21 protein-coding genes and 1 tRNA gene are annotated in these 23,250 nt (G+C 71.7%); 3 read left to right on the top strand and 19 right to left on the bottom strand.

Going from position 1 to position 23,250, the window contains the following annotated elements:
* Positions 1–446: 446 nt before the first annotated feature.
* From ACMXN5_RS18930 to rsmI, 10 genes are all read right to left on the bottom strand, one after another.
* Positions 447–1,919, bottom strand: a complete 1,473-nt coding sequence (locus tag ACMXN5_RS18930; RefSeq protein ID WP_439676252.1) for a WXG100 family type VII secretion target — start codon at positions 1,917–1,919, stop codon at positions 447–449.
* 48 nt (positions 1,920–1,967) lie between these two features.
* Positions 1,968–2,393, bottom strand: a complete 426-nt coding sequence (locus ACMXN5_RS18925) for a hypothetical protein (protein ID WP_439676251.1) — start codon at positions 2,391–2,393, stop codon at positions 1,968–1,970.
* A gap of 256 nt (positions 2,394–2,649) precedes the next feature.
* A complete protein-coding gene (locus ACMXN5_RS18920; RefSeq protein ID WP_380014301.1) occupies positions 2,650–4,434 on the bottom strand; it encodes an ABC-F family ATP-binding cassette domain-containing protein in 1,785 nt (594 codons plus the stop codon).
* A 52-nt stretch (positions 4,435–4,486) separates the two neighbouring features.
* Positions 4,487–5,428, bottom strand: coding sequence for a 4-(cytidine 5'-diphospho)-2-C-methyl-D-erythritol kinase (locus ACMXN5_RS18915; protein ID WP_395800878.1), 942 nt, complete (start codon positions 5,426–5,428; stop codon positions 4,487–4,489).
* A 102-nt stretch (positions 5,429–5,530) separates the two neighbouring features.
* Entirely contained in the window at positions 5,531–6,430 is a 900-nt protein-coding gene (gene rsmA / locus ACMXN5_RS18910) for a 16S rRNA (adenine(1518)-N(6)/adenine(1519)-N(6))-dimethyltransferase RsmA (RefSeq protein ID WP_439676250.1), read from the bottom strand.
* Complete coding sequence (locus ACMXN5_RS18905) at positions 6,427–7,587, bottom strand: ubiquitin-like domain-containing protein (RefSeq protein WP_439676249.1); 1,161 nt, start codon at positions 7,585–7,587, stop codon at positions 6,427–6,429. The genes rsmA and ACMXN5_RS18905 overlap by 4 nt, the downstream gene beginning before the upstream one ends.
* A 178-nt stretch (positions 7,588–7,765) precedes the next feature.
* The gene (locus ACMXN5_RS18900; RefSeq protein WP_439676248.1) at positions 7,766–8,662 is read right to left on the bottom strand and encodes a TatD family hydrolase; all 897 of its coding nucleotides are present in this window, start codon (positions 8,660–8,662) and stop codon (positions 7,766–7,768) included.
* Positions 8,663–10,282: a methionine--tRNA ligase gene (metG, locus tag ACMXN5_RS18895; RefSeq protein ID WP_380014076.1), complete on the bottom strand. Its 1,620-nt coding sequence runs from the start codon at positions 10,280–10,282 to the stop codon at positions 8,663–8,665.
* An 87-nt stretch (positions 10,283–10,369) separates the two neighbouring features.
* A complete protein-coding gene (locus tag ACMXN5_RS18890) occupies positions 10,370–10,738 on the bottom strand; it encodes a hypothetical protein (RefSeq protein ID WP_439676247.1) in 369 nt (122 codons plus the stop codon).
* A 307-nt stretch (positions 10,739–11,045) separates the two neighbouring features.
* A complete protein-coding gene (rsmI, locus tag ACMXN5_RS18885; RefSeq protein ID WP_439676246.1) occupies positions 11,046–11,924 on the bottom strand; it encodes a 16S rRNA (cytidine(1402)-2'-O)-methyltransferase in 879 nt (292 codons plus the stop codon).
* Positions 11,925–11,982: 58 nt separating this feature from the next.
* Here rsmI and ACMXN5_RS18880 point away from each other — a divergent pair, with 58 nt between their 5' ends.
* A complete protein-coding gene (locus tag ACMXN5_RS18880; RefSeq protein ID WP_439676245.1) occupies positions 11,983–13,707 on the top strand; it encodes a dolichyl-phosphate-mannose--protein mannosyltransferase in 1,725 nt (574 codons plus the stop codon).
* Positions 13,708–13,747: 40 nt separating this feature from the next.
* Complete coding sequence (locus ACMXN5_RS18875) at positions 13,748–14,329, top strand: TetR/AcrR family transcriptional regulator (RefSeq protein ID WP_395799145.1); 582 nt, start codon at positions 13,748–13,750, stop codon at positions 14,327–14,329.
* Between the two features lie 486 nt (positions 14,330–14,815).
* Here ACMXN5_RS18875 and ACMXN5_RS18870 read toward each other — a convergent pair whose 3' ends face one another.
* The 9 genes from ACMXN5_RS18870 to ACMXN5_RS18830 all read right to left on the bottom strand — a co-directional run bounded on the left by ACMXN5_RS18870 (position 14,816) and on the right by ACMXN5_RS18830 (position 22,563).
* On the bottom strand, positions 14,816–15,643 hold the full coding sequence (locus ACMXN5_RS18870) for an SGNH/GDSL hydrolase family protein (RefSeq protein WP_439676244.1): 828 nt from the start codon (positions 15,641–15,643) through the stop codon (positions 14,816–14,818).
* 381 nt (positions 15,644–16,024) lie between these two features.
* Positions 16,025–16,098, bottom strand: a tRNA-Ala gene (locus ACMXN5_RS18865).
* Between the two features lie 49 nt (positions 16,099–16,147).
* The gene (sepX, locus tag ACMXN5_RS18860) at positions 16,148–17,371 is read right to left on the bottom strand and encodes a divisome protein SepX/GlpR (RefSeq protein ID WP_439676243.1); all 1,224 of its coding nucleotides are present in this window, start codon (positions 17,369–17,371) and stop codon (positions 16,148–16,150) included.
* 287 nt (positions 17,372–17,658) lie between these two features.
* On the bottom strand, positions 17,659–18,288 hold the full coding sequence (locus ACMXN5_RS18855; protein WP_380009184.1) for a GNAT family N-acetyltransferase: 630 nt from the start codon (positions 18,286–18,288) through the stop codon (positions 17,659–17,661).
* On the bottom strand, positions 18,273–18,950 hold the full coding sequence (locus ACMXN5_RS18850; RefSeq protein ID WP_395799139.1) for a molybdenum cofactor biosynthesis protein B: 678 nt from the start codon (positions 18,948–18,950) through the stop codon (positions 18,273–18,275). Before ACMXN5_RS18850 ends, ACMXN5_RS18855 begins: the two co-directional genes overlap by 16 nt.
* Before the next feature lie 8 nt (positions 18,951–18,958).
* Positions 18,959–19,426, bottom strand: coding sequence for a cyclic pyranopterin monophosphate synthase MoaC (moaC, locus tag ACMXN5_RS18845; protein WP_235618915.1), 468 nt, complete (start codon positions 19,424–19,426; stop codon positions 18,959–18,961).
* A gap of 240 nt (positions 19,427–19,666) precedes the next feature.
* Positions 19,667–20,887 (bottom strand): molybdotransferase-like divisome protein Glp, encoded by a 1,221-nt coding sequence (gene glp, locus ACMXN5_RS18840; protein ID WP_439676242.1) that lies wholly within the window; start codon positions 20,885–20,887, stop codon positions 19,667–19,669.
* Positions 20,884–21,810 carry a UTP--glucose-1-phosphate uridylyltransferase GalU gene (gene galU, locus ACMXN5_RS18835; RefSeq protein WP_395799136.1) on the bottom strand — a complete coding sequence of 309 codons (927 nt, stop codon included), beginning with the start codon at positions 21,808–21,810 and terminating at the stop codon, positions 20,884–20,886. The genes glp and galU overlap by 4 nt, the downstream gene beginning before the upstream one ends.
* 9 nt (positions 21,811–21,819) lie before the next feature.
* Positions 21,820–22,563, bottom strand: a complete 744-nt coding sequence (locus ACMXN5_RS18830; RefSeq protein WP_439676241.1) for a GGDEF domain-containing protein — start codon at positions 22,561–22,563, stop codon at positions 21,820–21,822.
* Positions 22,564–22,654: 91 nt separating this feature from the next.
* Between ACMXN5_RS18830 and ACMXN5_RS18825 the strand changes: the two genes are divergently transcribed.
* Positions 22,655–23,242, top strand: coding sequence for a 5-formyltetrahydrofolate cyclo-ligase (locus ACMXN5_RS18825; RefSeq protein ID WP_439676240.1), 588 nt, complete (start codon positions 22,655–22,657; stop codon positions 23,240–23,242).
* Positions 23,243–23,250: the final 8 nt, after the last annotated feature.

Raw genomic sequence — 23,250 nt, 5'->3', positions numbered from 1 at the left:
CACGCGGCACCGATCCGCCGGTGCAGCCAGGCGTCCCGCCTCGTCGCACCACGCCCACCCCGGCGGGGGTACGCAACTGCCCCTATTGCCCCCACAACCCCCGACAGCCCCACGATTACGGCGTCACTTGCGGCCCAGGCGCATCGGGTGGACCAACAGCCGCGCAGGCAACCACCGGCACTCGGGATTCAGCGTACGGCCCGCCTCGGGCCGCCGTCGCGGTTTCGCCTAAACGCCCGAGAGTTTGGTGTTTGCCGTTTGCGCGAGGGAACGCCACCCGCCTCCGCCACGTCCCCTTCTGTTCCCCGGGCACGAAGTCCGGGTCCCACCCGTCCCGTTCCCCGGGCACGAAGTCCGGGCCCCACCCGTTCCGTTCCCCGGGCACGAAAATCGGCCCCACCCGCGACGCACGCGGATGAGGCCGACCCCGAGTCCTGCCCGACCGATCAATCCACCACAGGCGGAGCCGTGGTGCGGTCGCCCACCCACGTCTCCTCCTCCTCGCGCAGGTAGTCGGCGCGCTGCCGCCGGTTGCGCTGGTCGCGCTCCCCGCCGCCCGCGCCCATCCCGCCGCCGCCGCGCATCCCGCCGCGACCGGCGCCGGCCTGCCCGCCCGCACCCGCGCCGGCCCGCCCGGCCAGACCGGAGCCGCCGGAGGAGAACCGGCCCGCCCCGCTCGCGGTACGCGGAGTGCCGCCGACCACGCCACCGCTCTGCCCGGTGAACCGGCGCCCACCCGCGCCCCCGGGCTTGCCGCCGAAGCGACCGCCGGACGGGTGCTCGCCGCCACCGCCGCCGCCCGGGCCGCGCCCGAAGGGCCGACCGCCGGTGACCGGCTCGGTCGACGACTGGACGTTGGGGTTGCGCCCGTTGCCGGGCAGCGGGTTCGAGGTCAACTGGGCCTTGGTGACTCCGGTCTTGCCGCCGGGCGGAATGCCGACCTTGCCGCCGGCCGGCGGCGGGAAGCCGCCGGGCAGACCACCGGGCGGATTCTGCTGGAAGGGACCGCTGCCACCGGGACCGGGCAGACCGGGACCCGTGGGGCCGGGGGGACCGTCCAACACCGGCGTGGGCCCGTTCTGGAACGGACCGGTGCCCTGGAGGTCGGTACCGACCGGCGGCACGTAGCCACCGGGACCCCCGACACCCCCGGACCCCGAGCCGCCCGAACCCGAACCGTCGGAGCCGGAGTACACCACGCCGCCGTCCCCGTTGGGCCCGTGCCCGGGGATCAGCGTCCCGCCGTCACGGCCCGTCGTGGTCCGCACCGTCGAGTTGTCGCCGGTCCGCCGGGGGTCGCCGGTCGTACCGCCGCCCCCGTGGTGCGTCACCTGCGGCAGCGCGGGCAGCGGCGGGAATTCCACCGCCGGTGCCTTGGCCAGCGTCTCGGTGGTCACCGTGTAGGTGCTGCCCAGGCTCTCCATCCGCCGGATGGCCTCCTGGCGCGCCTTCTCCAACTCGGTCTTGGCCGACTCGACCAGGACCTTCTTGTCGGGGCTGTCGCCGGGTTGGCACAGCAACTTCTTGTCCCCGTTGCTGTCCACGATGACCTTGGCGTTCGCCGGCACCTCCGGCATGGTCAGCAGCGCGAAGCTCAACTCGCTGCCCGCGTGGTCCATCGCGGTGCCGACCGTGCCCGAGTGCTCGGCGAACTTGCGCGTCGCGACCATGACCTTGCCGGCCCAGTCGCGGAAGCTGTCGGCCGACTTGCCCTTCCACTCCAGTCGGCTGATCCGCGTCTCCAACGCCGTCGTCAGCGTCTCCAGCGTCTCCTTGGCATCGAGCAACGCCTTTCCCGACGCCGTCAGTTCGGCCGGTCGCGCGCCGTCGATCATCTTCTTCAGCGCCTCGTGCGAAAACTCGTCGAACTTGGTGGGACCGTCTCCCCACCCACCGCCACCGCCCGCATCCGCAACCATCACGTCACCCCGTCCCCGTAGTTGCCGTCACGTCGAATCGGACCCCGCTCAGGGGGTCTTCGCCGGCGGCGCGGGAGCCGGCGCGTTGTTCGCGTAGTCCTGTTGCAGAGCCTTGTACTTGGCGGTGAACTCCGCCTCGTTGCCCTCGTACGTGCCCCGCACATACTGGACGGTCATCTGCATCGCCTCGATCTGGCGCTTGAGCTGCGTCGACAGGTCGATCAACTCCGAGCGCACGTCGACGTAGGCCGACCACAGCCGGATCGCCTCGCCGAAGTTGCCCGAGGCGTCCAGCTCGACGCGGTTGTCCACCAGCTTGTGCGGTGCCGCGGTGGATGCGTCCAGGTCGTCCAGCGCGCGCTGGACGTCCTTCTGGAACTGCACCATCGATTCCAAACCGACGGACAGCGCCTGCATGTCCGACGACGAGACCCCCACAGGCCCGCCGTCACCGATATCCGCAATGAGCACCATCTGCCACACTCCCCCGTGCGTGGAGCCGATACCTCACCCCGTCACCACGCAGCTAGTTACCAACGCACCGCGCGTGCCCCACATCCGAGGCGGCGCATCGCGGCGCACCCGTATCAGTAGTCCCCAGACTACCCAGCCGATATGACCGATGGGTACGGGGTAACCCTCGCTTCGGACGGTGACCGGGTATCGATTCGGTGAACCACGAACGCGCGGAATACCCGACATATCCCATCGCCGGGTCTCCCGCTACGAACTATTCGGCCTCTTCGGCCAGTTCCAGCCAGCGCATCTCCAACTCGTCCCGCTCGTCCCGAATCGCGCGCAGTTCGGCGTCGAGCGCGGAGACCTTGTCGAAGTCGGTGGCATGCTCGGCCAGGCCGTCGTGCACCTTCTTCTCCCGGTCGGCCAGCTTGGTCAACTGCCGCTCGACCCGCTGGAGTTCCTTCTTCGCCGCCCGGGTGTCCCCGCCGCTGCGGCGGACCGGCGCGGCGGCCGTGGCGCCCGCCTCGACGACGGCGTGCCGGCGCTGGAGGTATTCCTCGATGCCGCCAGGCAACATCCGCAACGTGCGGTCGCCGAGCAGCGCGAGCACCGTGTCGGTGGTGCGCTCGACGAAGTAGCGGTCGTGGCTGACGATCACCAGCGAGCCCGGCCAGCCGTCGAGCAGGTCCTCCAGCTGGGTCAGCGTCTCGATGTCGAGGTCGTTGGTCGGTTCGTCCATGAACAGCACGTTGGGCTCGTCCATCAGCAGCCGCAGCAGCTGCAACCGGCGTCGCTCGCCGCCGGACAGGTCGGAAACCGGCGTCCACTGCTTCTCGCCGGTGAAGCCGAACTGCTCGCACAGCTGACCGGCGGTCAGCTCCTTGCCCTTGCCGATCTCGACCCGCTCACGCACCTGGGAGACCGCCTCCAACACGCGCAGCGTGCCCGGCAGTTCGACGACCTCCTGGGAGAGGTAGGCGAGCTTGACGGTGCGCCCGACCACGATCTTGCCCGCGGCGGGTTGGCGGTCCTCGTAGGCCGCGTCCTTGAGCGCGCGCAGCAGCGAGGTCTTGCCCGCGCCGTTGACCCCGACCAGGCCGATCCGGTCGCCCGGGCCCAGGTTCCAGGTCAGGTGCTCCAGGAGGGTCTTGGGGCCCGCCTCGATCCGTACGTCGAGCAGTTCGAACACGGTCTTGCCCAGGCGCGCGTTGGCGAAGCCGCGCAGCGCCAGGGTGTCGCGCGGCGGCGGCTCGTCGGCGATCAGCTCGTTCGCCGCCTCGATCCGGAACTTTGGCTTGGAGGTGCGCGCGGGGGCGCCGCGGCGCAGCCAGGCCAGCTCCTTGCGGACCAGGTTCTGCCGCTTGGTCTCCTCGGTGCTCGCGATCCGCGCGCGCTCGGCGCGGGCCAGGACGTACGCCGAGTAGCCGCCCTCGTAGTCGTGCACCTTGCCGCCCTGCACGTCCCATGTGCGGGTGCAGACCTCGTCCAGGAACCAGCGGTCGTGGGTGACCACGACGAGCGCGGAGCGCCGGGTCTTGAGGTGTCCGGCCAGCCAGGCGATGCCCTCGACGTCGAGGTGGTTGGTCGGCTCGTCGAGGATGATCAGGTCGTGCTCTTCGATCAGCAGCTTGGCCAGCGCGATCCGGCGCCGCTCGCCACCGGACAGCGGGCCGATCACCGAGTCGATACCGCTCTCGAAGCCCGGCATGGACAACCCGCCGAACAGCCCGGTCAGCACGTCGCGGATGCGCGCGTCGCCCGCCCACTCGTGCTCGGGCCGATCGCCGACGATCTCCCGCCGTACGGTGGCCGTCGGGTCGAGGTCGTCCTGCTGGCTGAGGATGCCCAGGCTGAGCCCGCCCACGTGGGTGACCCGGCCCGAATCGACCGGTTCCCGCTGGGCCATCACCCGGATCAGCGTGGTCTTGCCGTCACCGTTGCGACCCACGACCCCGATCCGGTCGCCCTCGGCCACGCCGAGGGACACTTCGTCGAGCAGGGTGCGCATGACGTACGCCTTGCCGACTGACTCAAGATTGACCAGGTTCGCCATCAGACCGAACCGCCATACCGCAACGCTCGCATTCGACCAAGCCTAACGGTCTCCACTACACCGTGTTCTCGCGCTCCACCGGAACGACCCGGCGCGGCAGTACCCGGGCCCCGGGCACCGCACCGAACGCGACGCGCGCGGCCCGGCAGGTGCCCGATCCGGTCAGCCGCTCGGCCACCAGCCCGGCCGTCTCCCGGTCCGGCGCCAGGAACGCGCAGGTGGGTCCGGAGCCGGAGACCAGCGAGCCGACGGCGCCCGCAGCCATACCCGCCGCGAGCGTCGCGGCCAGCGCGGGCCGCAGGGACAGCGCGGCCGGTTGCAGATCGTTGACCAGGTTCGCGCCCAGCGCGCGCGCGTCGCCCGCCCGCAGCGCGGCGATCAGCTCGGCCCGCGGCTCCGGCGGCCCGACCGGCTCGCCGGCCAGCTCGCGCAGCCGGTCGCACTCGCCGTAGACGGCGGGTGTGGACAGCCCGCCGTCGGCGAGCGCGAAGACCCAGTGGAAGCGCGCCGTGGTCGGCACCGACGCCAGCCGCTCGCCCCGCCCGGTGCCGATCGCGGTCCCGCCCAGGTCGGAGAACGGCACGTCGCTGCCCAGCTCCGCGCCGAGCCGGCGCAACATCGGGCGCGGGGTGTCGCCGCGCCACAGCGTGTCGCACGCGAGCAGCGTGGCCGCGGCGTCCGCGCTGCCGCCGGCCATGCCGCCCGCGACCGGGATGCCCTTGCGGATGTGGATGCCCACGTTCGGCTCGCGGCCGAGCCGGTCGGCGAGCAGGATCGCCGCGCGCGCGGCCAGGTTGTTGTGGTCCAGCGGGACGTCGCCGACGCCCTCGCCCTCACAGGTCACCACGAGGCGCTCCGCCGGGGTGACGGTGACCTCGTCGTACAGCGACACGGCGTGGAAGACGCTGACCAGCTCGTGGAAGCCGTCGGGCCGCACGCCACCGACCGCGAGCTGCAGATTGACCTTCGCGGGAACGCTGACGGTGACGGAAGACACGGCTAGTGGAACTCCTTCGTGGCCCTGTCGGGCCTCTTCGGACGCGGGCCGTGCGAACTCCCCGGCACCGTGGCCGATGGTATCGACGGCGGCACCCGGCCCTCAGTCGCGGGGCCCGTTCGGGGCGCCTTGGGGGCGGTTGTCGGGCCGGTGCTCGGCGATCCGGGCGAACTCCGCCACTCCCAGCGCCTCGCCGCGGGTGCGCGGGTCGATCCCGGCCGCGCGCAGCGCCTCCTCGGCCCCGGCCGCCGAGCCGGCCCAGCCCGCCAGCGCCGCCCGCAGCGTCTTGCGCCGCTGCGCGAAGGCCGCGTCCACCACCGCGAACACCTCCGCGCGGGTCGCGGTGGTGGGCGGCGGGTCGCGGCGGACGAACGACACCAGGCCGGAGTCGACGTTGGGTGCGGGCCAGAACACATTGCGCCCGATCGCGCCCGCGCGTTTGACGTCCGCGTACCAGGCGGCCTTGACCGACGGCACCCCGTACACCTTGCCGCCGGGCGTGGCCGCGAGCCGGTCGGCCACCTCGGACTGCACCATCACCAGGAGTCGATCGAGCGAGGGGAACGTCTGGAGCATGTGCAGCAGCACCGGCACCGAGACGTTGTAGGGCAGGTTCGCCACCAGCGCGGTGGGCGCCGGGCCGGGCAGTTCGGCGACCGTCATGGCGTCGGCGTGCACCAGCGCGAAATCGGCCGCCCGCTCCGGCATCCGAGCCGCGATCGTGGTCGGCAGGTGCCGGGCCAGGACCGGGTCGATCTCGATCGCGACCACCCGCGCGGCGCTCTCGAGCAGGGCCAGGGTCAACGAGCCGAGGCCGGGGCCGATCTCGACGACCACGTCGTCGGGCCGCACCCCGGCGGTGCGCACGATGCGGCGCACCGTGTTGGCGTCGATCACGAAGTTCTGGCCGAGCTGCTTGGTCGGGCGCACACCCAGGGCCTCGGCGAGCGCACGGATGTCCGCGGCACCGAGGAGTCCCGGTCCCGCGGGAAGATCACTCACGAGAAGAGCCTACTGCCGCACAGCGGCCACGGACTCGCCCCGCGCTGGACATACATGAGCTTTGCCCGATATGTCTGCTCGGAGGCGGGTGCCTGGCTGGCCACCCCGGTGCCGCCCATCGACTGCCAGGTCTGCGCGTCGAACTGATAGAGCCCGTGATAGGTCCCCGAGCCGTCCACCACGTTCGCCCGGCCGCCCGACTCGCACTGCGCGAGCGCGTTCCAGTTGAGCTGGTCGGCCCCGGCCACCGAGTTCGGCATCTCCTTGGTGCCGACCTTGACGATCTGGGTGACCGGCTCCTTGATCACCTTCTCCGAGATCTTGCGCGGCTCCTGCTTGACGCCGTTGATCGTCTCGTAGGAGTAGGTGATCTGCTTCAGCCCGGTCACGCCCTTGGTGGCGACCTCCTCGGTGCCCTTGAACTGGGTCGGGTCGTCCTGCTTGACCGTCTTGAACGGAAGCTTCTCGTCCTTGGTGACCGTGCTGCCGGTGACCCGCAGGATGGAGATGGTCTGCCCCTGCTGCGGATACGCGTCGGTCGGCACGTCCATCCGGTCCTGCGGCCCTATCGCGATGCCCGCCTGGTCCAGGGCGGCCTGCACGGTGGCCGCGTTGGTCCGCAGCGGGATGGTCCTGCCGTCGACCAGGAAGGTGATCGCGCGTTCGGTGCGCACGTCCAGGTTGAGCCCCTGCCGGCCGATCGGCAGATCGCGCGAGACGGACAGGTAGGCGCCGTCCGCCCGCACCCCGACCTGCTCCAGCGCCTCGGACACCGACTTCGCGGTCACCCAGACCTGCTGCGGCCGGCCGTCGACGGTCAGGGTCAGCAGGCGGCCGTAGCGCACCGCGATGCGGTCGCCGTCCTCGATGCCCGCCTTGCGGCCGGGCGCGACGATGTCGTGCTCGCCGACCTTGACGTCCTGGCGGTCGAGCAGCCCGGAGACGTCGGAGGCGAACGTGTGCACGGTGCGCTCCTCGCCGTCCACGACGAGCTTGACCGTCTTGTCGTAGGCGACGAAGGCGGTGGTGCCGCCCACCAGGACGGCGACCACCAGGGCCTGCGGGACGAGCGAACGCAGGGACGGGCCGGGGCGGCTGCCGCCCCTCCCCGCCCGGGCGGAGGTACGCCTGCGGGCGGAGCCGGCGGAACGACTCAAGGGTGCTCCTGAGGGGTTTCCGGGGGTCGGGTCCGGGGGTGTGATCCCGGGTGCGGGCCGAGGTTCCGCCCGACGAGCACCGGACTGTACACCGGCCCGGGACGCGGGCCGGCCGCCGCCCGGTCGTCCTGGTGACGGGCGGCCGGCCCGCACCGGCCGCGGCGGGCCGGCGGGGCAACTACGCGAGTGCGAAAGTGCGTTCGGCGTTGGCCGCGAGTGCGGCGGCCAGTTCGTCCTCGGCCAGGCCCTTGACCTCGGCCATCGCCCGTACCGTGATCGGCACGAGGTAGGGCGCGTTGGGGCGGCCCCGGTAGGGCACCGGGGTCAGGAACGGCGCGTCGGTCTCGACCAGGATCAGCTCGGTCGGGGCCACCGTCAGCGCGTCGCGCAGCGGCTGCGCGCTGGGGTAGGTCACATTGCCCGCGAAGGACATCACGTAGCCGTGCTCGGCGCAGGTCTTCGCCATCTCGGCATCACCCGAGAAGCAGTGGAAGACCACCCGTTCCGGCGCGCCCTCCTCGGCCAGGATCCGCAACACGTCGGCGTGCGCCTCGCGGTCGTGGATCACCAGCGGCTTGCGGTGCCGCTTGGCGATCTCGATGTGCCGGCGGAACGACTCCTGCTGGGTGGCCACACCCTCGTCGCCGGTGCGGAAGTAGTCGAGGCCGGTCTCGCCGACCCCGCGCACGTGCGGCAGCGCGGCGAGCCGGTCGATCTCGGCGATCGCCGCGTCCAGGGCGGCCGCCCCGCCGGGCGCGCGCCGCTGTCCGGACCACCCGTCGGGGTCGCCGAGCACGATCCGCGGCGCCTCGTTCGGGTGCAGCGCCACGGTGGCGTGCACCCGCTCGTGCGCGGCGGCCGTCTGTGCCGCCCAGACCGAGGACGTCACGTCGATGCCGACTTGGACGAGGGTGTCCACGCCGACCGCGGCGGCGGCCGACAACGCGTCGGCCGGCGTCGTGTCCTGGAGGTCCAGATGCGTGTGCGCGTCCCAGACCGGCACCCGCAGCGGATCCGGGGCCAGCGGCGGGGTGGTGTCCCGGGGCCCGCCGTCCCGCCGCTTGCGCTTGCTCACCTACGCGTCCGCCTTCTTCTCTTCCAGCCTCGGGAACAACACCGCGCCCTTGGTGACCACGGCCCCTTCGGGCAACTGCCCCCAGCGGCCCGCGTCCTGCACGTGCTGCGCGTCCAGCGCGCCCAGGTGGGCCTCGGCGCCGAGCGAGTCCCACAACTTGTGCGCGGTCTCCGGCATCACCGGGTTGAGCAGCACGGCGAGCGCGCGCAGCGACTCGGCCGAGGTGTACAGGATCGTGGCCAGCCGGGCCCGGCCCTCGGGGCTGTCGTCCTTGGCCACCTTCCACGGCTCCTGCTCCGTGATGTAGCCGTTGACCAGCTTCACGTAGCCGAACACCGCGTCCAGACCGGCCTGGAAGTCGAGCGCGCGGACCCGGTCGTCGGCGAGCGAGACCGTCTCGATCAGCGCGCTGTGCAGCACTCCCTCGGCGTCCCCGTCGGCGGTGGAGGCGGGCAGCGCGCCGTCGAAGTACTTGCCGACCATGGCCGCCACGCGCGAGGCCAGGTTGCCGAAGTCGTTGGCCAGCTCGGAGGTGTACCGCGCGGAGAAGTCCTCCCACGAGAACGACCCGTCCTGGCCGAACTGGATCGCGCGCAGGAAGTAGTAGCGGTAGGCGTCGACGCCGAAGTGGTCGGTGAGCTGCCGCGGCGAGATGCCGGTCAGGTTCGACTTGCTCATCTTCTCGCCCCCGACCATCAGCCAGCCGTTCGCGAACACCCGCCCGGGCACCGGCAGTCCGTTGGCCATCAGCATCGCGGGCCAGATCACCGCGTGGAAGCGCAGGATGTCCTTGCCGACCAGGTGCACGTCGGCCGGGAAGGTCTGCTCGAACTTCGCCTGGTCCGCGCCGTAGCCGACGGCGGTGGCGTAGTTGAGCAGCGCGTCGATCCACACGTAGATGACGTGCTTCGGGTCCCACGGCACCGGGATGCCCCAGTCGAACGTGGACCGCGAGATGGAAAGGTCCTGCAGGCCCTGCCGGACGAACTGCAGCACCTCGTTGCGGGCCGAGGCCGGCTGGATGAAGTCGGGGTTGGCCTCGTAGAACTCCAGCAGGCGCGGACCGTACTCGGAGAGCTTGAAGAAGTAGTTCTCCTCCTTGAGCATCTCCACCGGACGCTTGTGGATGGGGCACAACTTCTGCCCGTCCTCGCCGTCGAGCAGGTCACCCGGCGCCTTGTACTCCTCGCACGCGACGCAGTACGGGCCCTCGTAGCCGCCCTTGTAGATCTCGCCCTTGTCGAACAGGTCCTGGACGAACTCCTGGACCCGGGCGGTGTGTCGCAGCTCGGTGGTGCGGATGAAGTCGTCGTTGGCGATCTCCAGGTGCTCCCACAGCGGCTTCCACGCCTCCGTGACCAGCTTGTCGCACCACTCCTGCGGAGTGACCCCGTTCGCCTCGGCCGTGCGCATGATCTTTTGACCGTGCTCGTCCGTGCCGGTGAGGAACCACACCTTCTCGCCGCGCTGGCGGTGCCAGCGGGTGAGCACGTCGCCTGCGACGGTCGTATAGGCGTGGCCCAGGTGCGGGGCGTCATTTACGTAGTAAATGGGCGTTGTGACATAGAACGCCTTCGTGCGCTCGCCCGCAGTGTGTTCAGTGGTTCCAGTGGCCGCCATACCCGGAATCCTACGGCCGGCGGGACGCCGTCCGCCCCCGAGTATCCCCGGGGGCGGACGGCGGCGTGCGGGCGGGCCGGACGGGGGTCAGGCGGAGCGGTGCAGCGAGGGCAGGTGCCACCGCGAGGCGCCGCGCGGGGCGGGCACCTTGTCCGGCTTCGCGGCCTTGATCGGCTTGACGGCCTTCACGGCCTTCACGGCCTTGACCGGCTTGCGGGTGCCTGCGGCCGAGGCGACCCGTCCGGCGGGCAGTATCCGCAGCCGGGTGCCGTCGCAGTGCTCGCACGCCGGCTTGGTGAACGGGGACGGCACAAGGGTCCCCTCCGAGTAGTAGCGGCACAGTCGCAATCCGTGCAGATCGGTCGCGTGGTGAATCTCGTAGTCGCGTTCCCAGCCTCGACCACACGACATACAGACGAAGGAGTAGGACTCGTGCACCACCGTCGGGTTCTCCATGACGACCTCCTCACACGGGTGGGCCCGCCGACTGGTTCGAGGGCTTCCCGTGACCGGTATCCATGGAATGCCCGAGGGGGCGGCGACGTATCGACCCGAACGGTTCCTTGACGGGGGGCACTACGGAATATTGATATTCCGAAAGACTCATCACCCGATCGAGTGCAGCGCCCTACCTGCCCGTTGCACGCGCTTGACCGTCGCGCCGTGCGCGGGTACGAGCGACTCGAACACGCCGGGTGGCGAGTGGTACACAGAGCGTTTCAGGAGGGGTGGGTCGGGGCGATCCGGACGCCCCCGGGCCGACCTACTTGCCCGCCTGGGCCGCCTTGGCCGCCACCACCGCGTCGAAGACCGTGCGCTTGGGCACGCCGACCTCCGCGGCCACCGCCGCGATCGCCTCCTTGCGCGGCTGGCCGGCGGCCTCGCGTCCGGCCACCAGCGCGACGAGGTCGGCCGGGCCGAGCTGCGACGGGTCGGCCGGCGGCGCGCCCGCGACCACCACGGTGATCTCGCCGCGCACGCCCGGCTCCGCCCACACGGCGAGTTCGCCCAGGGTGTCCCGGCGGACCTCCTCGTACGTCTTGGTCAACTCGCGACACACCGCGCCGCGCCGTTCGGCGCCCAGCGCCTCGGCCATCGCCGCCAGCGACTCGGCGAGCCGGTGCGGCGCCTCGAAGAACACCATCGTGCGCGGCTCGGCGGCCAACTCGGCAAGGCGTCGGGACCGCTCCCCGGCCTTGCGGGGCAGGAAACCCTCGAAGCAGAACCGGTCCACCGGCAGACCGGACAGCGCCAGCGCGGTCAGCACCGCCGACGGCCCCGGTACGGCCGTCACCCGGATGTCCTCCGCCACCGCGGCCTCGACCAGGCGATAGCCGGGGTCGGACACCGACGGCATTCCGGCATCGGTGACCAGGAGCACCCGCTTGCCCTCGCGCAACGCCCGGACCAGGTCCGGGGTGCGCGCCGCCTCGTTGCCCTCGAAGTACGACACCACGCGCCCCGGCACCTCGACGCCGAGCGCGCCGGCCAGTCTGCGCAGCCGGCGGGTGTCCTCGGCGGCCACCACGTCGGCCGTGCCCAGCTCCGCGGCGAGGCGCGCGGGCGCGTCGCCCACGTCGCCGATGGGGGTGCCGGCCAGTACGAGTACGCCGCTCTGAGAGGTGTGCTGTTCGTGTTCCACGCGGCCATCCTCTCCTTTCGCGCGCCCGGTCTCGCCCGCGCGTCAATACGATGCTCCGGTGACGAGTGACGTGGCGACCGATCAGCCGACCCGAAAGCATGCCCCCCAGGGGGATGCGGAGTCCCCCGGCGACACGGGGACCGCACGTCCGGAGCCGCGCGGTTGGGCCTGGTCACTGGCTCGGTTCGGGTTTCGGGATCGGCCGCCGACGTCGCTGCGTGAGCGGTTGGTGCCGTCGTACACCGACAACAGCGCCTACACCGGCGGCGGCTGGCTGCCGTGCATCCTGGTGACGCTCCTGGCCGGATTCATCCGGTTCTGGAACCTCGGCAAGCCCAAGTCGGTGATATTCGACGAGACGTACTACGCCAAGGACGCCTGGTCGCTCCTGAAACTCGGCTACGAGGGCACCTGGCCCAAGGAGGCCAACGACCAGATCCTGGCCGGCAACGCCGACAGCCTCCAGACCCAGGGCTCGTACATCGTCCACCCGCCCATCGGGAAATGGACGATCGCCCTCGGCGAGCAACTCTTCGGGCTGACCCCGTTCGGGTGGCGCTTCGCCCTCGCCGTCCTGGGCACCCTGTCCGTCCTCATGCTCTGCCGCATCGGCCGCCGCCTGTTCCGCTCCACCCTCCTGGGCTGCATCGCCGGACTCCTCATGGCCCTCGACGGCCTGCACTTCGTGATGAGCCGCACCTCCCTGCTCGACCTCGTCCTGATGTTCTGGATCCTCGCCGCCTTCGGCGCCCTGCTCATCGACCGCGACGACACCCGCGCCCTCGCCGCCCGCATGTTCCCCGACGGACCCGACGCCGCCCGCGCCGCCCGCATGAAACTCGGCCTGCGCCCCTGGCGCATCGTCGCCGGCATCTGCCTCGGCCTGGCCTGCGGCACCAAATGGAGCGGCGTCTACGTCCTCGCCGCCTTCGGCATCCTCACCGTCCTGTGGGACGCCGGCACCCGCCGCGCCTGCGGCGCACGCCGCCCCTACCGCGCCACCCTGCGCCACGACGTCCTCTTCGCGTTCCTGTCCACCGTCGCCATCGCCCTCGGCATCTACATCTGGTCCTGGACCGGCTGGTTCCTCACCGACAACGGCTACTTCCGCCACTGGGCCGACGACCGCGCCGGACTGTCCCCCGACCACGTCCTCGGCATCCCACTCCCCCAATTCGGCATGACCTGGGTACCCGCACCCCTACGCAGCCTGTGGCACTACCACGCCGAAATGTGGTCGTTCCACACCGGTCTGGACAGCCCACACCCCTACCAGTCGAACCCGTGGAGTTGGCTGGTCCTGGGCAGGCCGGTGGCGTACTACTTCGAAACGGTCCACCAGGGCACGGCGGGCTGCACCGAACAGGACTGCTACCAGACGGTCCTGGGCATCGGCACGCCGCTCCTGTGGTGGACCGGGGTGGTCGCGGTCGGCTACCTGCTGTTCCGCTGGGCGGGTCGGCGCGACTGGCGTGCGGGCGCGATCCTGTGCGGCCTGGCCGCCGCCTACCTCCCCTGGATGGCCTACCAGCAACGCACGATCTTCCTCTTCTACGCGGTCGCGTTCGTCCCGTTCCTGTGCCTGGCGGTGACGATGATGCTCGGCGCACTCCTCGGCCCACCCGGAGCCACCGAACGCCGACGCGCCTGGGGCACCGCGGGCGTGGTCGCGATCATCGCCCTGATCGCCTGGAACTTCCTGTACTTCTACCCGATCTTCACCGGTGAGACGATCACCCGCAGCGGATGGCTGGACCGCATGTGGTTCAGCACCTGGATCTAGCGGCGCGATGTCGCCGTCGATGCCGAGGGAGGCTGCACCGGTGCCCGTCACGCGGGAGCAGGACATACGCAGGCGAGCCATCGACGCGACCCGCGACCTGGCCGCGGAGGGCGGCTACGACAGCGTGCAGATGCGCGACGTGGTCCGCCTGTCCCGGCTCTCCTCGGCGACCATCTACCGGCACTTCTCCTCGAAGGACCACCTGCTCGCGGCCACCCACCTGGAGTGGATCGCGGCCCTGGAACGCAGCGGCGCGGCCCGCCCGGACGGCGCGAACGCGGCTGAGCGGGTCTGCGCGATCCTGCGCGACACCTGCCGCACGATGGCCCGCCACCCCCGCCTGACCGCCGCCCTGATCCACGCCCTCGGCTCCTCCGACCCGGGCGTGGGCGACTGCCACCGCGAAATCAACCGCATCATGAACACGATGTTCCGCACGGCCCTGGCCGACGAGGTGACCAACGCCGACGAGTTCGTCCACTTGCTCGGCATCGCCTGGGAAGGCGCCCTCTTCAGCTGGGCCTTCGGCCGAATGACCATGACAGAGGTGGAACACACAATCTGCCGAGCCACCCACCTACTCCTACTCGGCACCACCACAGAGGCGGCCACAACCCCCTGACGACCCCCCGAAACCAAGCCACACCCCTCAGCCCGTCCAACACCTGAGAACGCCCCCGCAGGCGCCCGGGAACCGCCACCCGAACCGGCGAACGCAACCCAACCCAGCCCGTCCGGCGCTTGAGGACGCCCGCCGCAGGCACCACGGTCCGCAGCCTCAACCTCCGGACCCAACCAATCCCAGCCCGTCCGGCGTTTGAGGACGCCCGCCGCAGGCGCCCGGGAACCGCCACCCGAACCGGCGAACGCAACCCAACCCAGCCCGTCCGGCGCTTGAGGACGCCCGCCGCAGGCGCCACGGTTCCGCAGCCTCAACCTCCGGACCCAACCAATCCCAGCCCGTCCGGCGTTTGAGGACGCCCCCCGCAGGCGCCCGGGAACCGCCGCCCGAACCGGCGAACGCACCCCGAATCGTCCCGTGCCCACCGGGCACGACCTCAGCCCGTCCGGCGCCTGAGGACCGGCCGGACGGGCCCACCCGCCCGCACTACGACGCCCGGCTCGCGCGCTCCGCGACAGTCAGATCCAACGGCGCCAACTCCGGCCGCTTCGCCGTCACGTGATCCCCCGACGACTGCCCCCGAAGCCGCCGCCCGATCCACGGCACCAGGTGCTCCCGCGCCCAATGCACGTTCTCCAACCGCGCCGCCCCCGCCGTCACCGCGACCTCCTCCGCCGGCCACGGCGCATCCGGGTCACCGTCCACGGCCAGCCCGAGCGCCCGCCCGACCTTGAGCGCGACCCGATCGTGCCCCTCGGGCGACAGGTGCAGCCGATCCTCGCTCCAGGCCCGCCGATCGTGCAGCGAGGTGAGCCCCCACATGTCGGCCACCGCACAGTCGTACCGATCCGCGACCGCCCGCAACAACTCGTTGTAGGTGGCCACCTTGCCCCGGATCAACTTGAGCACCGGCACCCACCGCGTATCGAACCCGGTGAACACCACCACCCGCGCGCCCGTCGCCGTCAGCGCGGCGACCGCCTCCTCGTACTCCGCGGCAAGCTTGTCCGGATCGCTCCCGGGCCGCAGCACATCGTTGCCCCCCGCGCACAACGTCACCAGATCGGGCCGCGCCGCGATGGCCAGCGGCACCTGCTCCTCGACGATCTGATGCAACAACTTCCCACGCACCGCGAGATTCGCGTACCGCAACCCCGGCCGCTCCACCGCCAGCCGAGCCGCGAACCGATCGGCCCACCCCAGGTAGTTCCCGTCGGGCCCGGGATCGCCGACGCCCTCCGTAAAGCTGTCGCCGATGGCCACATAAGAGTTGATTTCGGACAGATTCCCGTGTGGATTCACAAGCTCGGCCATGTCACCCGATGTTGGCACCGCTCACCTCGCCTACGCGACCGTAATAACCACCCGAACACACTCCGCTACACGCGGCGGCGCCCCGCATGTCACCACGCGAGACGCACCCTTTCGAGCAAGGCCGATCGACCTCCGGACATTCCCACCCCGACCCGAAAGATCACCGTTCACATACCAGGCACGGCTTCGTCACTCGAGGCTTCGACGTCGGGCCGGCCATTCCAGCCGCCCGGTCGGGGCGAGTCGGCCATGATTCGACGCATTGATCGGGATCACACCATGCCCGGTGGGATTCCGCGTCTTTACCAACCGACGACCACACAGTGGAATCCGGGAATGACGAAAGCCCCGCCGGAATTTCGGCGAGGCTTTCGCGATGTGTGGACCTGTGGGGATTTGAACCCCAGACCCCCTCGATGCGAACGAGGTGCGCTACCAGACTGCGCCACAGGCCCAACGAGGAGAAACATTACCACCTCCCCGAGCCGGCTCGTGCACGGGTATTCACTCGTTGCCGGCTCGGCGCCACTCGTGTTCGTAGAGCGGGAGGGAGTCGACCGAAGCGCCGTAGCCGGTGCGGGTGTCCTCGGCGTATTGGTCGAACAACGGGGTGGGCGGGCGCAGTGCCTCGGCCGGTTGCGGGTCCGGGACGGCGTGGATCTGCGGGCGCTCCGGCTCCTGTTCGGTGTCGCCGCGCGGGACGACCGGGGCCGTCACGTAGGTGGGCAGCGGGACGGGGACCGGGTCCCACGCGTCCCGGTCGGGGCCGTCGCCGGTGGCGAGCTCGGCGATCCACTCGGCCAGCGCGGGCTCCTCCGCCGCACGTTCGCGTCGACCCCGGGCCGAGCCGCCCGCTCCCGCGGGGCCGGACGCACCCGGCGTGCCGGAGCCCGAACGCGGGGTACGGACCTGTCGCCCGTCGCCGGCTGTCGGCGGCGTCGCGGGCCGGGGATCCGCCGTGGCGCCGTCGGCGGCCTCACGCGTCCGGGCCCGGACCCGCGCCTCGTTCGCCGCGCCGGCGTCGGCCGGCGTGCCCGGCCTGCCCGCCGGTCGGCCCAGCCGGCGCAGACCCGCCTCGTAGCGGCGGCGCTCCTGGACCCGCAGATGCACGATGTACGCCGACAACAACACGCCGGGCACGGCGGGCAGCCACACCCAGGCGAGGCCGGCCACTCCGGCCAGGATCGCACCGGCGGTGAAGCCGGCGAACAGGCTCGCGATCACCCGGCGGCGACGGGTGAGCAGCGCGGCGCGCCCCTCGTCCCGACGCACCGGCACGGCGGGGCGCTTGCCCGCACCACCACCCTTGCCCTTGGCCGCGGCGGCGGACCCGGCACCCGACCCGGTCGCCTGCTGCGGCACCGACGACTGGCCATCCGAGGACTGCCCTGCGGAAGCCTGCACGGAAGCCTGCGCACCCGAGCCCTGCGAACCCGAAGCCTGCGCCCCGGCCCCCGGCCCCGCGCCCGCCGTCCCCGACGGCCGCCGACCGCGCCCGGACTCACCGGCGGCGCGACGCTCGGCGCCCTCCGTACCGCTCTTTTCGGCCAGCGCCCGCGCCGAGCGCCGCTCGAAGGCGCTGCGACGGGACAGGATCCGGATCGCGGTGGTGAACCGCTCGGTCGGCCGGGCCTCGTTCAGCTCGTCCTGTCGGCGAAGCCACATGGGCACCAGATAGGCAGCCCAGGCCCCCACGATCGCTGCGTAGATCAGGCCGCTGCCGTTCACGCTTCACACGCTAAGCCGGATGGGCACCGCATCGTCGGATTAGGCACGGTGTGTCGTGCGATCCGTTCTGATGCCCATGTGACGGATGTGACTACCGGGGCCATCGAGGCGACCGGATCGCTCGGGGTCGCCGAGACCCCCGAGGCCGACCGGGCAGCCGTGCCCCCGGAGGCTCCGGGGTCTGCCGAGGTGACACCGCTCATATCTCCGGGAGAGTAGCGAAATCGCGAGATCGATGTGTCGATATGGCGGGATCGACATCGAAGAGATTCCGAAGGCGGCGGTGACTACCAGGTGAACCCCCGGCTTTCCCGATAGGCGCGCCACCGCATCAACAGCCCCTCGGGGACCTCCTCGGCGTTCAGCGCGTACGCCAGGTGGTCCCGCCAGTCGCCGTCGATGTGCAGGTAGCGCGGGCGCAGGCCCTCCTCGCGAAATCCCAGCTTGTCCACCACGCGCCGACTGGCCCGGTTCTCCGGCCGGATGCACACCTCCAGGCGATGCACCCCGAGCCGGAAGAAGCAGTGGTCGGAGACCAGCGCGACGGCGGTCGGCATCACCCCGAGCCCGGCGACGCGTTCGTCGACCCAGTAGCCGACGTGCGCCGAGCACATCGATCCCCAGGTGATCCCGGCGACGGTGACCTGGCCGACCAACTGCCCGTCGTACAGCACCACGAACGGCAACATCCGCCCCGCGCCGGCCTCGGCCCGCAGAAAGCGGACCATCTGCCGAAAGGTCGGCCGCCGCCCGGCCGCCGACCCCGGCGGCACGGTCGCCTCCCAGCGGCGCAGCCACTCGCGATTACGGGTGTGCACCTCCTGCCAGGCGGCCGCGTCCCGGGCCCGGATCGGCCGCAGCGTCACCCGGCCCTCGGCGAGTTCCACGGGCCAGCCGCGGGTCAGCGCGTGCCCCATGGCGGCTGCTGCGCCCCTCCGTAGCCCCCGCCGCCCTGGTAGCCGCCCCCGCCGCCGCCACCCTGGTAGCCGCCGCCCGCGCCGTAGCCGCCCTGGTACCCACCGCCGCCGGGCGGAGCCTGCTGCGGCCCGCCGCCGAACCCGCCGGCACCGCCCCCGCCGCCGAAACCGCCGCCGCGCGCGTGGTCACCGCCCTGGAGCTGGGACACCACGTGCGGCAACACCTTCGCCAGCACCGTGATCCCGTCCTGCGCGCCGCCCGGCGAGCCGGGCAGGTTGACGATCAGGCTGCGGTAGGTCCAGTGCGAGTCCTGGGTGATCGCGACGCCGGCGATGCCGCGCGACAGGATCGAGGTCGGCACCTTGTCGAAGTTCTCCATCCGGATCGCCTCGGCGATGCCGGGCACCTCGTAGCTGATCACCCGACTGGTCATCTGCGGGGTCTGGTCGAACGGGTTGAGCCCGGTCCCCCCGGTGGTGATGATCACGTCGTAGTGGCCCGCGCACGCGTCGCGCAGCGCCTGGGCGACCGGCTCGCCGTCCGGCACGATCTGCGGCCCGCGCGTCTCGAAGCCCATCTGCTGCAGCCCGCGCACGATCACCGGGCCGCTCTCGTCCTGGTAGGTCCCGGCCGCCGCGCGCGTGGACACGGTGATCACCATGGCTCGCATCAGACTTGCCCTCCGTCCCGTTGTGTGGCCCCTGCCCCCGGGTCCCGCTGCCAGTCCCCGGAGACTCCGCCCGTCTTCGCCTCGACCCGTACATCGGTGATCACCGCGCCCGGGTCCACCGCCTTGACCATGTCCACCACCGTCAGCGCCGCCACGGAGACCGCCGTCAGCGCCTCCATCTCGACACCGGTGCGGTCGGCGGTGCGCACGGTCGCGGTGATCGCCACCGCGTCGTCGTGCACCGACAGATCCACCGCGACGCCGTGCAGCGCGATCGGGTGGCACAGCGGTACCAGGTCGGGGGTGCGCTTGGCCGCCATGATGCCCGCGATCCGGGCGGTGGCCAGCGCGTCACCCTTGGGTACGCCCTCGCCACGCAGGAGTTCGACCACCCGCGGCGACACGAGCACCCGGCCCGACGCGGTGCCCGTGCGGACCGAGACGTCCTTGGCCGTGACGTCCACCATGCGGGCCGCGCCGGCCTCGTCGAGGTGCGTGAGGTTCTTGGCGCCGCGCGTCAACTGTCCACCCCATACGGTGAGCCCCCCGTTGCGGCGGGCGTCGAAGTGCCGTCCGTGTCCGACTTCCGTGTGCGTCGAACCGGCGTTTCATGTCGGGGCAACGTTAGAGGCACAACCGGGCGCCCCGCATGCACGGGCACGCCCGGACCGCGATCGCGGCGCCCGGACGCAGGCGCCGCCGCCCGCTCAGCCGAGCAGCATCACGGACACCTCGGCGCCTTCGGCCACCGCGGTGACCTCGGCGGGAAGGCTGATCAGCGCGTTCGCCCGGGCGAGACTGCCGAGCAGGTGGGAGCCGGTGCCGCCGACCGGATCGACCGTGCCCTCGCCCACGCCGTCGACCGGCGGGGTGTACCACGCACGCAGGAACTGACGCTTGCCCTCGGGCGAGGTCAGCGCCGTCGAACAGGTCGCCCGCACGGTCGGGCGCTCGGTGACCGCGGCGCCCTGCATCCGCAGCAGCGCCGGCCGGACGAACACCTCGAAGGACACGAAGGCACTGACCGGATTGCCCGGGAGGGTGAAGATCGGCGTCTCGTCGGGGCCGATCACCCCGAAGCCCTGCGGCATCCCCGGCTGCATCGCGACCTTGCCGAACTCGACCGTGCCCAGTTCGGACAACACTTCCTTGACCACGTCGTAGGCGCCCGCGCTGACCCCGCCGGTGGTGACCACCAGGTCCGCCCGGATCAGCTGGTCCTCGATGGTGTCGATCAGCACCTTGGGGTCGTCGGGCACGTTGCCGACGCGGTAAGCGATCGCGCCGGCCTCGCGTGCGGCGGCGGTGAGCATGTAGCTGTTCGAGTCGCGGATCTGCCCGGGGCCGATCGGCCGGCCGGGCTGGATCAGCTCGCTGCCGGTGGACAGGATCACCACGCGCGGCCTGGGCCGGACCCGGATCCGCTCCCGGCCGATCGCGGCGAGCAGGCCGACTTGGGCGGAGCCGATCGTGGTCCCGGCGTCCAGCACGGTCTGCCCCGCCGACACGTCGTCGCCCCGCCGCCGGATGAACTGCCCGCTCGACGGCGCCTTCGTGATCCGCACGGTCGGCAGCCCCGCGTCGGTCCACTCCACCGGCACGATCGCCTCGGTGCCCTCCGGCACCGGCGCACCGGTCATGATCCGCGCGCACGTGCCCGATCCGAGCGCGACCTTCGGGGTGTCGCCGGCGGCGATGTCGTCCACCACCTCGAGCACCACCGGGTACTGCTCGCCCGCGTCCGCGACATCGGCCAGCCGCACCGCGTAGCCGTCCATCGACGAGTTGTCGAACGGCGGCAGGTCGCCGGTGGCGGCCACCTCGTCGACCAGGAGACTGCCGTGCGCGTCGAGCAGTTGCAGTTCGAGGGGCGCGAGCGGGGCGATCCGTTCGAGGATCCCGCCCAGATGGTCCTCGACGCTTTTCATCCGTGCATCTCCTCGTTCACGTACTGCCTCAACCAGGCCCGGAATTCGGGCCCCAAGTCTTCACGCTCGCATGCCAGCTTCACGATGGCACGCAGATAGTCGGCCCGGTCGCCCGTGTCGTAGCGGCGCCCTTCGAACAGCACGCCGTGCACGGTGCCGCCCTCGTCCGGCCCACGCTTCGCGAGCACCCGCAGGGCGTCGGTCAACTGGATCTCGCCGCCCCGACCGGGCGGGGTCTGCTCCAGTACGTCGAACACCGCCGGGTCCAGCAGATAACGGCCGATCACCGCGTAGTTGCTCGGCGCGGTCCCGGTCTCCGGCTTCTCCACCAGGTCGGTCACCCGCACCACGCCGGGCTCGGAGACGCCCTCGGCCAGGGGTTCCACCGCCGCACAGCCGTACAGGTGCACCTGCGCCGGGTCGACCTCGATCAACGCCACGACGCTGCCGCCGAGTTCGCTCCGCACCCGGAGCATCGTGGCGAGCAGCGGATCGCGCGGGTCGATCAGGTCGTCGCCCAGCAGCACCGCGAACGGCTCGTCGCCGACGTGCGGCCGAGCGCAGGACACCGCGTGCCCGAGGCCGCGCGGGTCGCCTTGGCGCACGTAGTGGATCGCGGCCAACTCGCTCGACTCGCGGACCAGCTTGAGCCGGTCCACGTCGCCCTTGGCGGCCAGCGCGTGTTCGAGTTCGTACGCCCGGTCGAAGTGGTCCTCCAGGGCGCGTTTGTTGCGCCCGGTGATCATCAGTACGTCGGTGAGCCCGGCCGCGACGGCCTCCTCGACCACGTACTGGATGGCCGGCGTGTCCACGACCGGCAACATCTCCTTGGGTGTGGCCTTGGTCGCCGGCAGGAAGCGGGTACCGAGGCCGGCGGCGGGCACGACCGCCTTGGTGAGCCGGAACACATGACGCGCAGACATGGCCGCACACTAACGGGTGAGGTCGCCGGGGGTGCCATGAAGCCCGGCGATTGGCCGGTTGTCGGCCGGTGGCCCGGTCTCGGCCGGGTCCGGTCCGCAGAACCGGTCGCCGCCCGCCCGCTTGGCCCGGGCCAGCGCCCGGTCGGCGGCGCGCAGCAGGGTCGTGGCGTGGGTGCCGTCCGCGGGCAGCACGGCGGTGCCGATTGCCATGGTCAGCGGGACCGGGTCGGTCGCCGGGCCGAACGTGCCCCGGCGTACGGCGTAGCACAGCCGCTCCGCCACCTTGGCCGCCCCGGCCGCGTCGGTCTCGGGCAGCAGGATCACGAACTCCTCGCCGCCGTACCGGGCGATGGTGTCCACCTGGCGGATCTCCAGGGCCAGCCGCTGGGCCACCTCGCGCAACACCGCTCCCGCGCCCTGGTGGCCGTGCCGCTCGTTGACCGCGCGGAAGTGGTCGAGGTCGAGCATGAGCAGCCCCAGCGGCCGGCCGAACCGGGTCGCCCGCATCACCTCGCGGTCCAGCACGAGTTGCAGATAGCGGTAGTTCCACACGCCGGTCAGCGGATCGGTGACCGACAGCCGCTCCAACTCGGCCCGGTTCAGCTCCAACCGGGTGACCTCGTGCCGCAGTTCGGGCAGTTCGTTGCCGGCGATCGCGCGCAACCGGCGTACGGCGACCGTCAGCGAGCCGACCGCGACCGCGAGCGCGCCGACGAGCAGGATGATCAAAAGGCGTTCGAAAGTCAGGCTCATGCGGGATCCGGGTCCGGTGCGATGGCGCGAACTGTGTCGATTGCGCGGACTCCTTCGGTAACCCGTCCAAACACGTCATTCAGGGAACAGCATGAAGGACATCCTCAACGACAAGGCCACGCTGAGGTCACAGTTGATGAACTCACGGTCACGCGTCGGGTCGGACCGGCGTGTCGCGGCGAGTCGCGCGCTCCGGGGCGCGCTCCTCGCGCTCCCCGAGATCGCCGCCGCGGGCACCGTCGCGGCGTATGTGCCGGTGGGCTCCGAGCCGGGCGGGCGGGATCTGGCCGAGGACCTGGCCGCCGGGGCGACCCGGCGGGTGCTGCTGCCGGTGCTGCTGGCCGACAACGACCTGGACTGGGCGCTGTACGAGGGGCCGGCGTCGCTGGTGCCGGCCGGCCGCGGGCTGCGCGAGCCGATCGGGCCGCGGCTCGGCCCGGAGGCGGTGCGCACGGCCGATGTGCTGGTGGTGCCCGGGCTCGCGGTGGACCGCCGGGGGATGCGGCTGGGGCGCGGCGGCGGCTCCTACGACCGGGCGCTGGCCCGGGTGCCGGAGGCGGCGGTCACCGTGGTGCTGCTGTACGACGGCGAGGTGCTCGATCGGGTGCCGGCCGAGCCGCACGACGTCCCCGTGGACGTCGCGGTGACGCCCGCGGCGGTGTACCGGTTCACCCGGTAGCACCGCCG

The sequence above is a fragment of the Embleya australiensis genome, from assembly GCF_051903075.1.
Lineage (GTDB): Bacteria > Actinomycetota > Actinomycetes > Streptomycetales > Streptomycetaceae > Embleya.
This window is presented reverse-complemented; position numbering and strand designations above follow the sequence as displayed.

Coding starts and splice junctions, on each gene's coding strand:
- ACMXN5_RS18870 (WP_439676244.1), bottom strand. CDS start 15,643: ATGGCCGAGCTTGTGAATCCACACGGGAATCTGTCCGAAATCAACTCT.
- ACMXN5_RS18930 (WP_439676252.1), bottom strand. CDS start 1,919: ATGGTTGCGGATGCGGGCGGTGGCGGTGGGTGGGGAGACGGTCCCACC.
- ACMXN5_RS18855 (WP_380009184.1), bottom strand. CDS start 18,288: ATGGGGCACGCGCTGACCCGCGGCTGGCCCGTGGAACTCGCCGAGGGC.
- metG (WP_380014076.1), bottom strand. CDS start 10,282: ATGGCGGCCACTGGAACCACTGAACACACTGCGGGCGAGCGCACGAAG.
- ACMXN5_RS18830 (WP_439676241.1), bottom strand. CDS start 22,563: ATGAGCCTGACTTTCGAACGCCTTTTGATCATCCTGCTCGTCGGCGCG.
- glp (WP_439676242.1), bottom strand. CDS start 20,887: ATGAAAAGCGTCGAGGACCATCTGGGCGGGATCCTCGAACGGATCGCC.
- galU (WP_395799136.1), bottom strand. CDS start 21,810: ATGTCTGCGCGTCATGTGTTCCGGCTCACCAAGGCGGTCGTGCCCGCC.
- ACMXN5_RS18850 (WP_395799139.1), bottom strand. CDS start 18,950: ATGGTGATCACCGTGTCCACGCGCGCGGCGGCCGGGACCTACCAGGAC.
- moaC (WP_235618915.1), bottom strand. CDS start 19,426: ATGGTGGACGTCACGGCCAAGGACGTCTCGGTCCGCACGGGCACCGCG.
- ACMXN5_RS18825 (WP_439676240.1), top strand. CDS start 22,655: ATGAAGGACATCCTCAACGACAAGGCCACGCTGAGGTCACAGTTGATG.
- ACMXN5_RS18925 (WP_439676251.1), bottom strand. CDS start 2,393: ATGGTGCTCATTGCGGATATCGGTGACGGCGGGCCTGTGGGGGTCTCG.
- ACMXN5_RS18890 (WP_439676247.1), bottom strand. CDS start 10,738: ATGGAGAACCCGACGGTGGTGCACGAGTCCTACTCCTTCGTCTGTATG.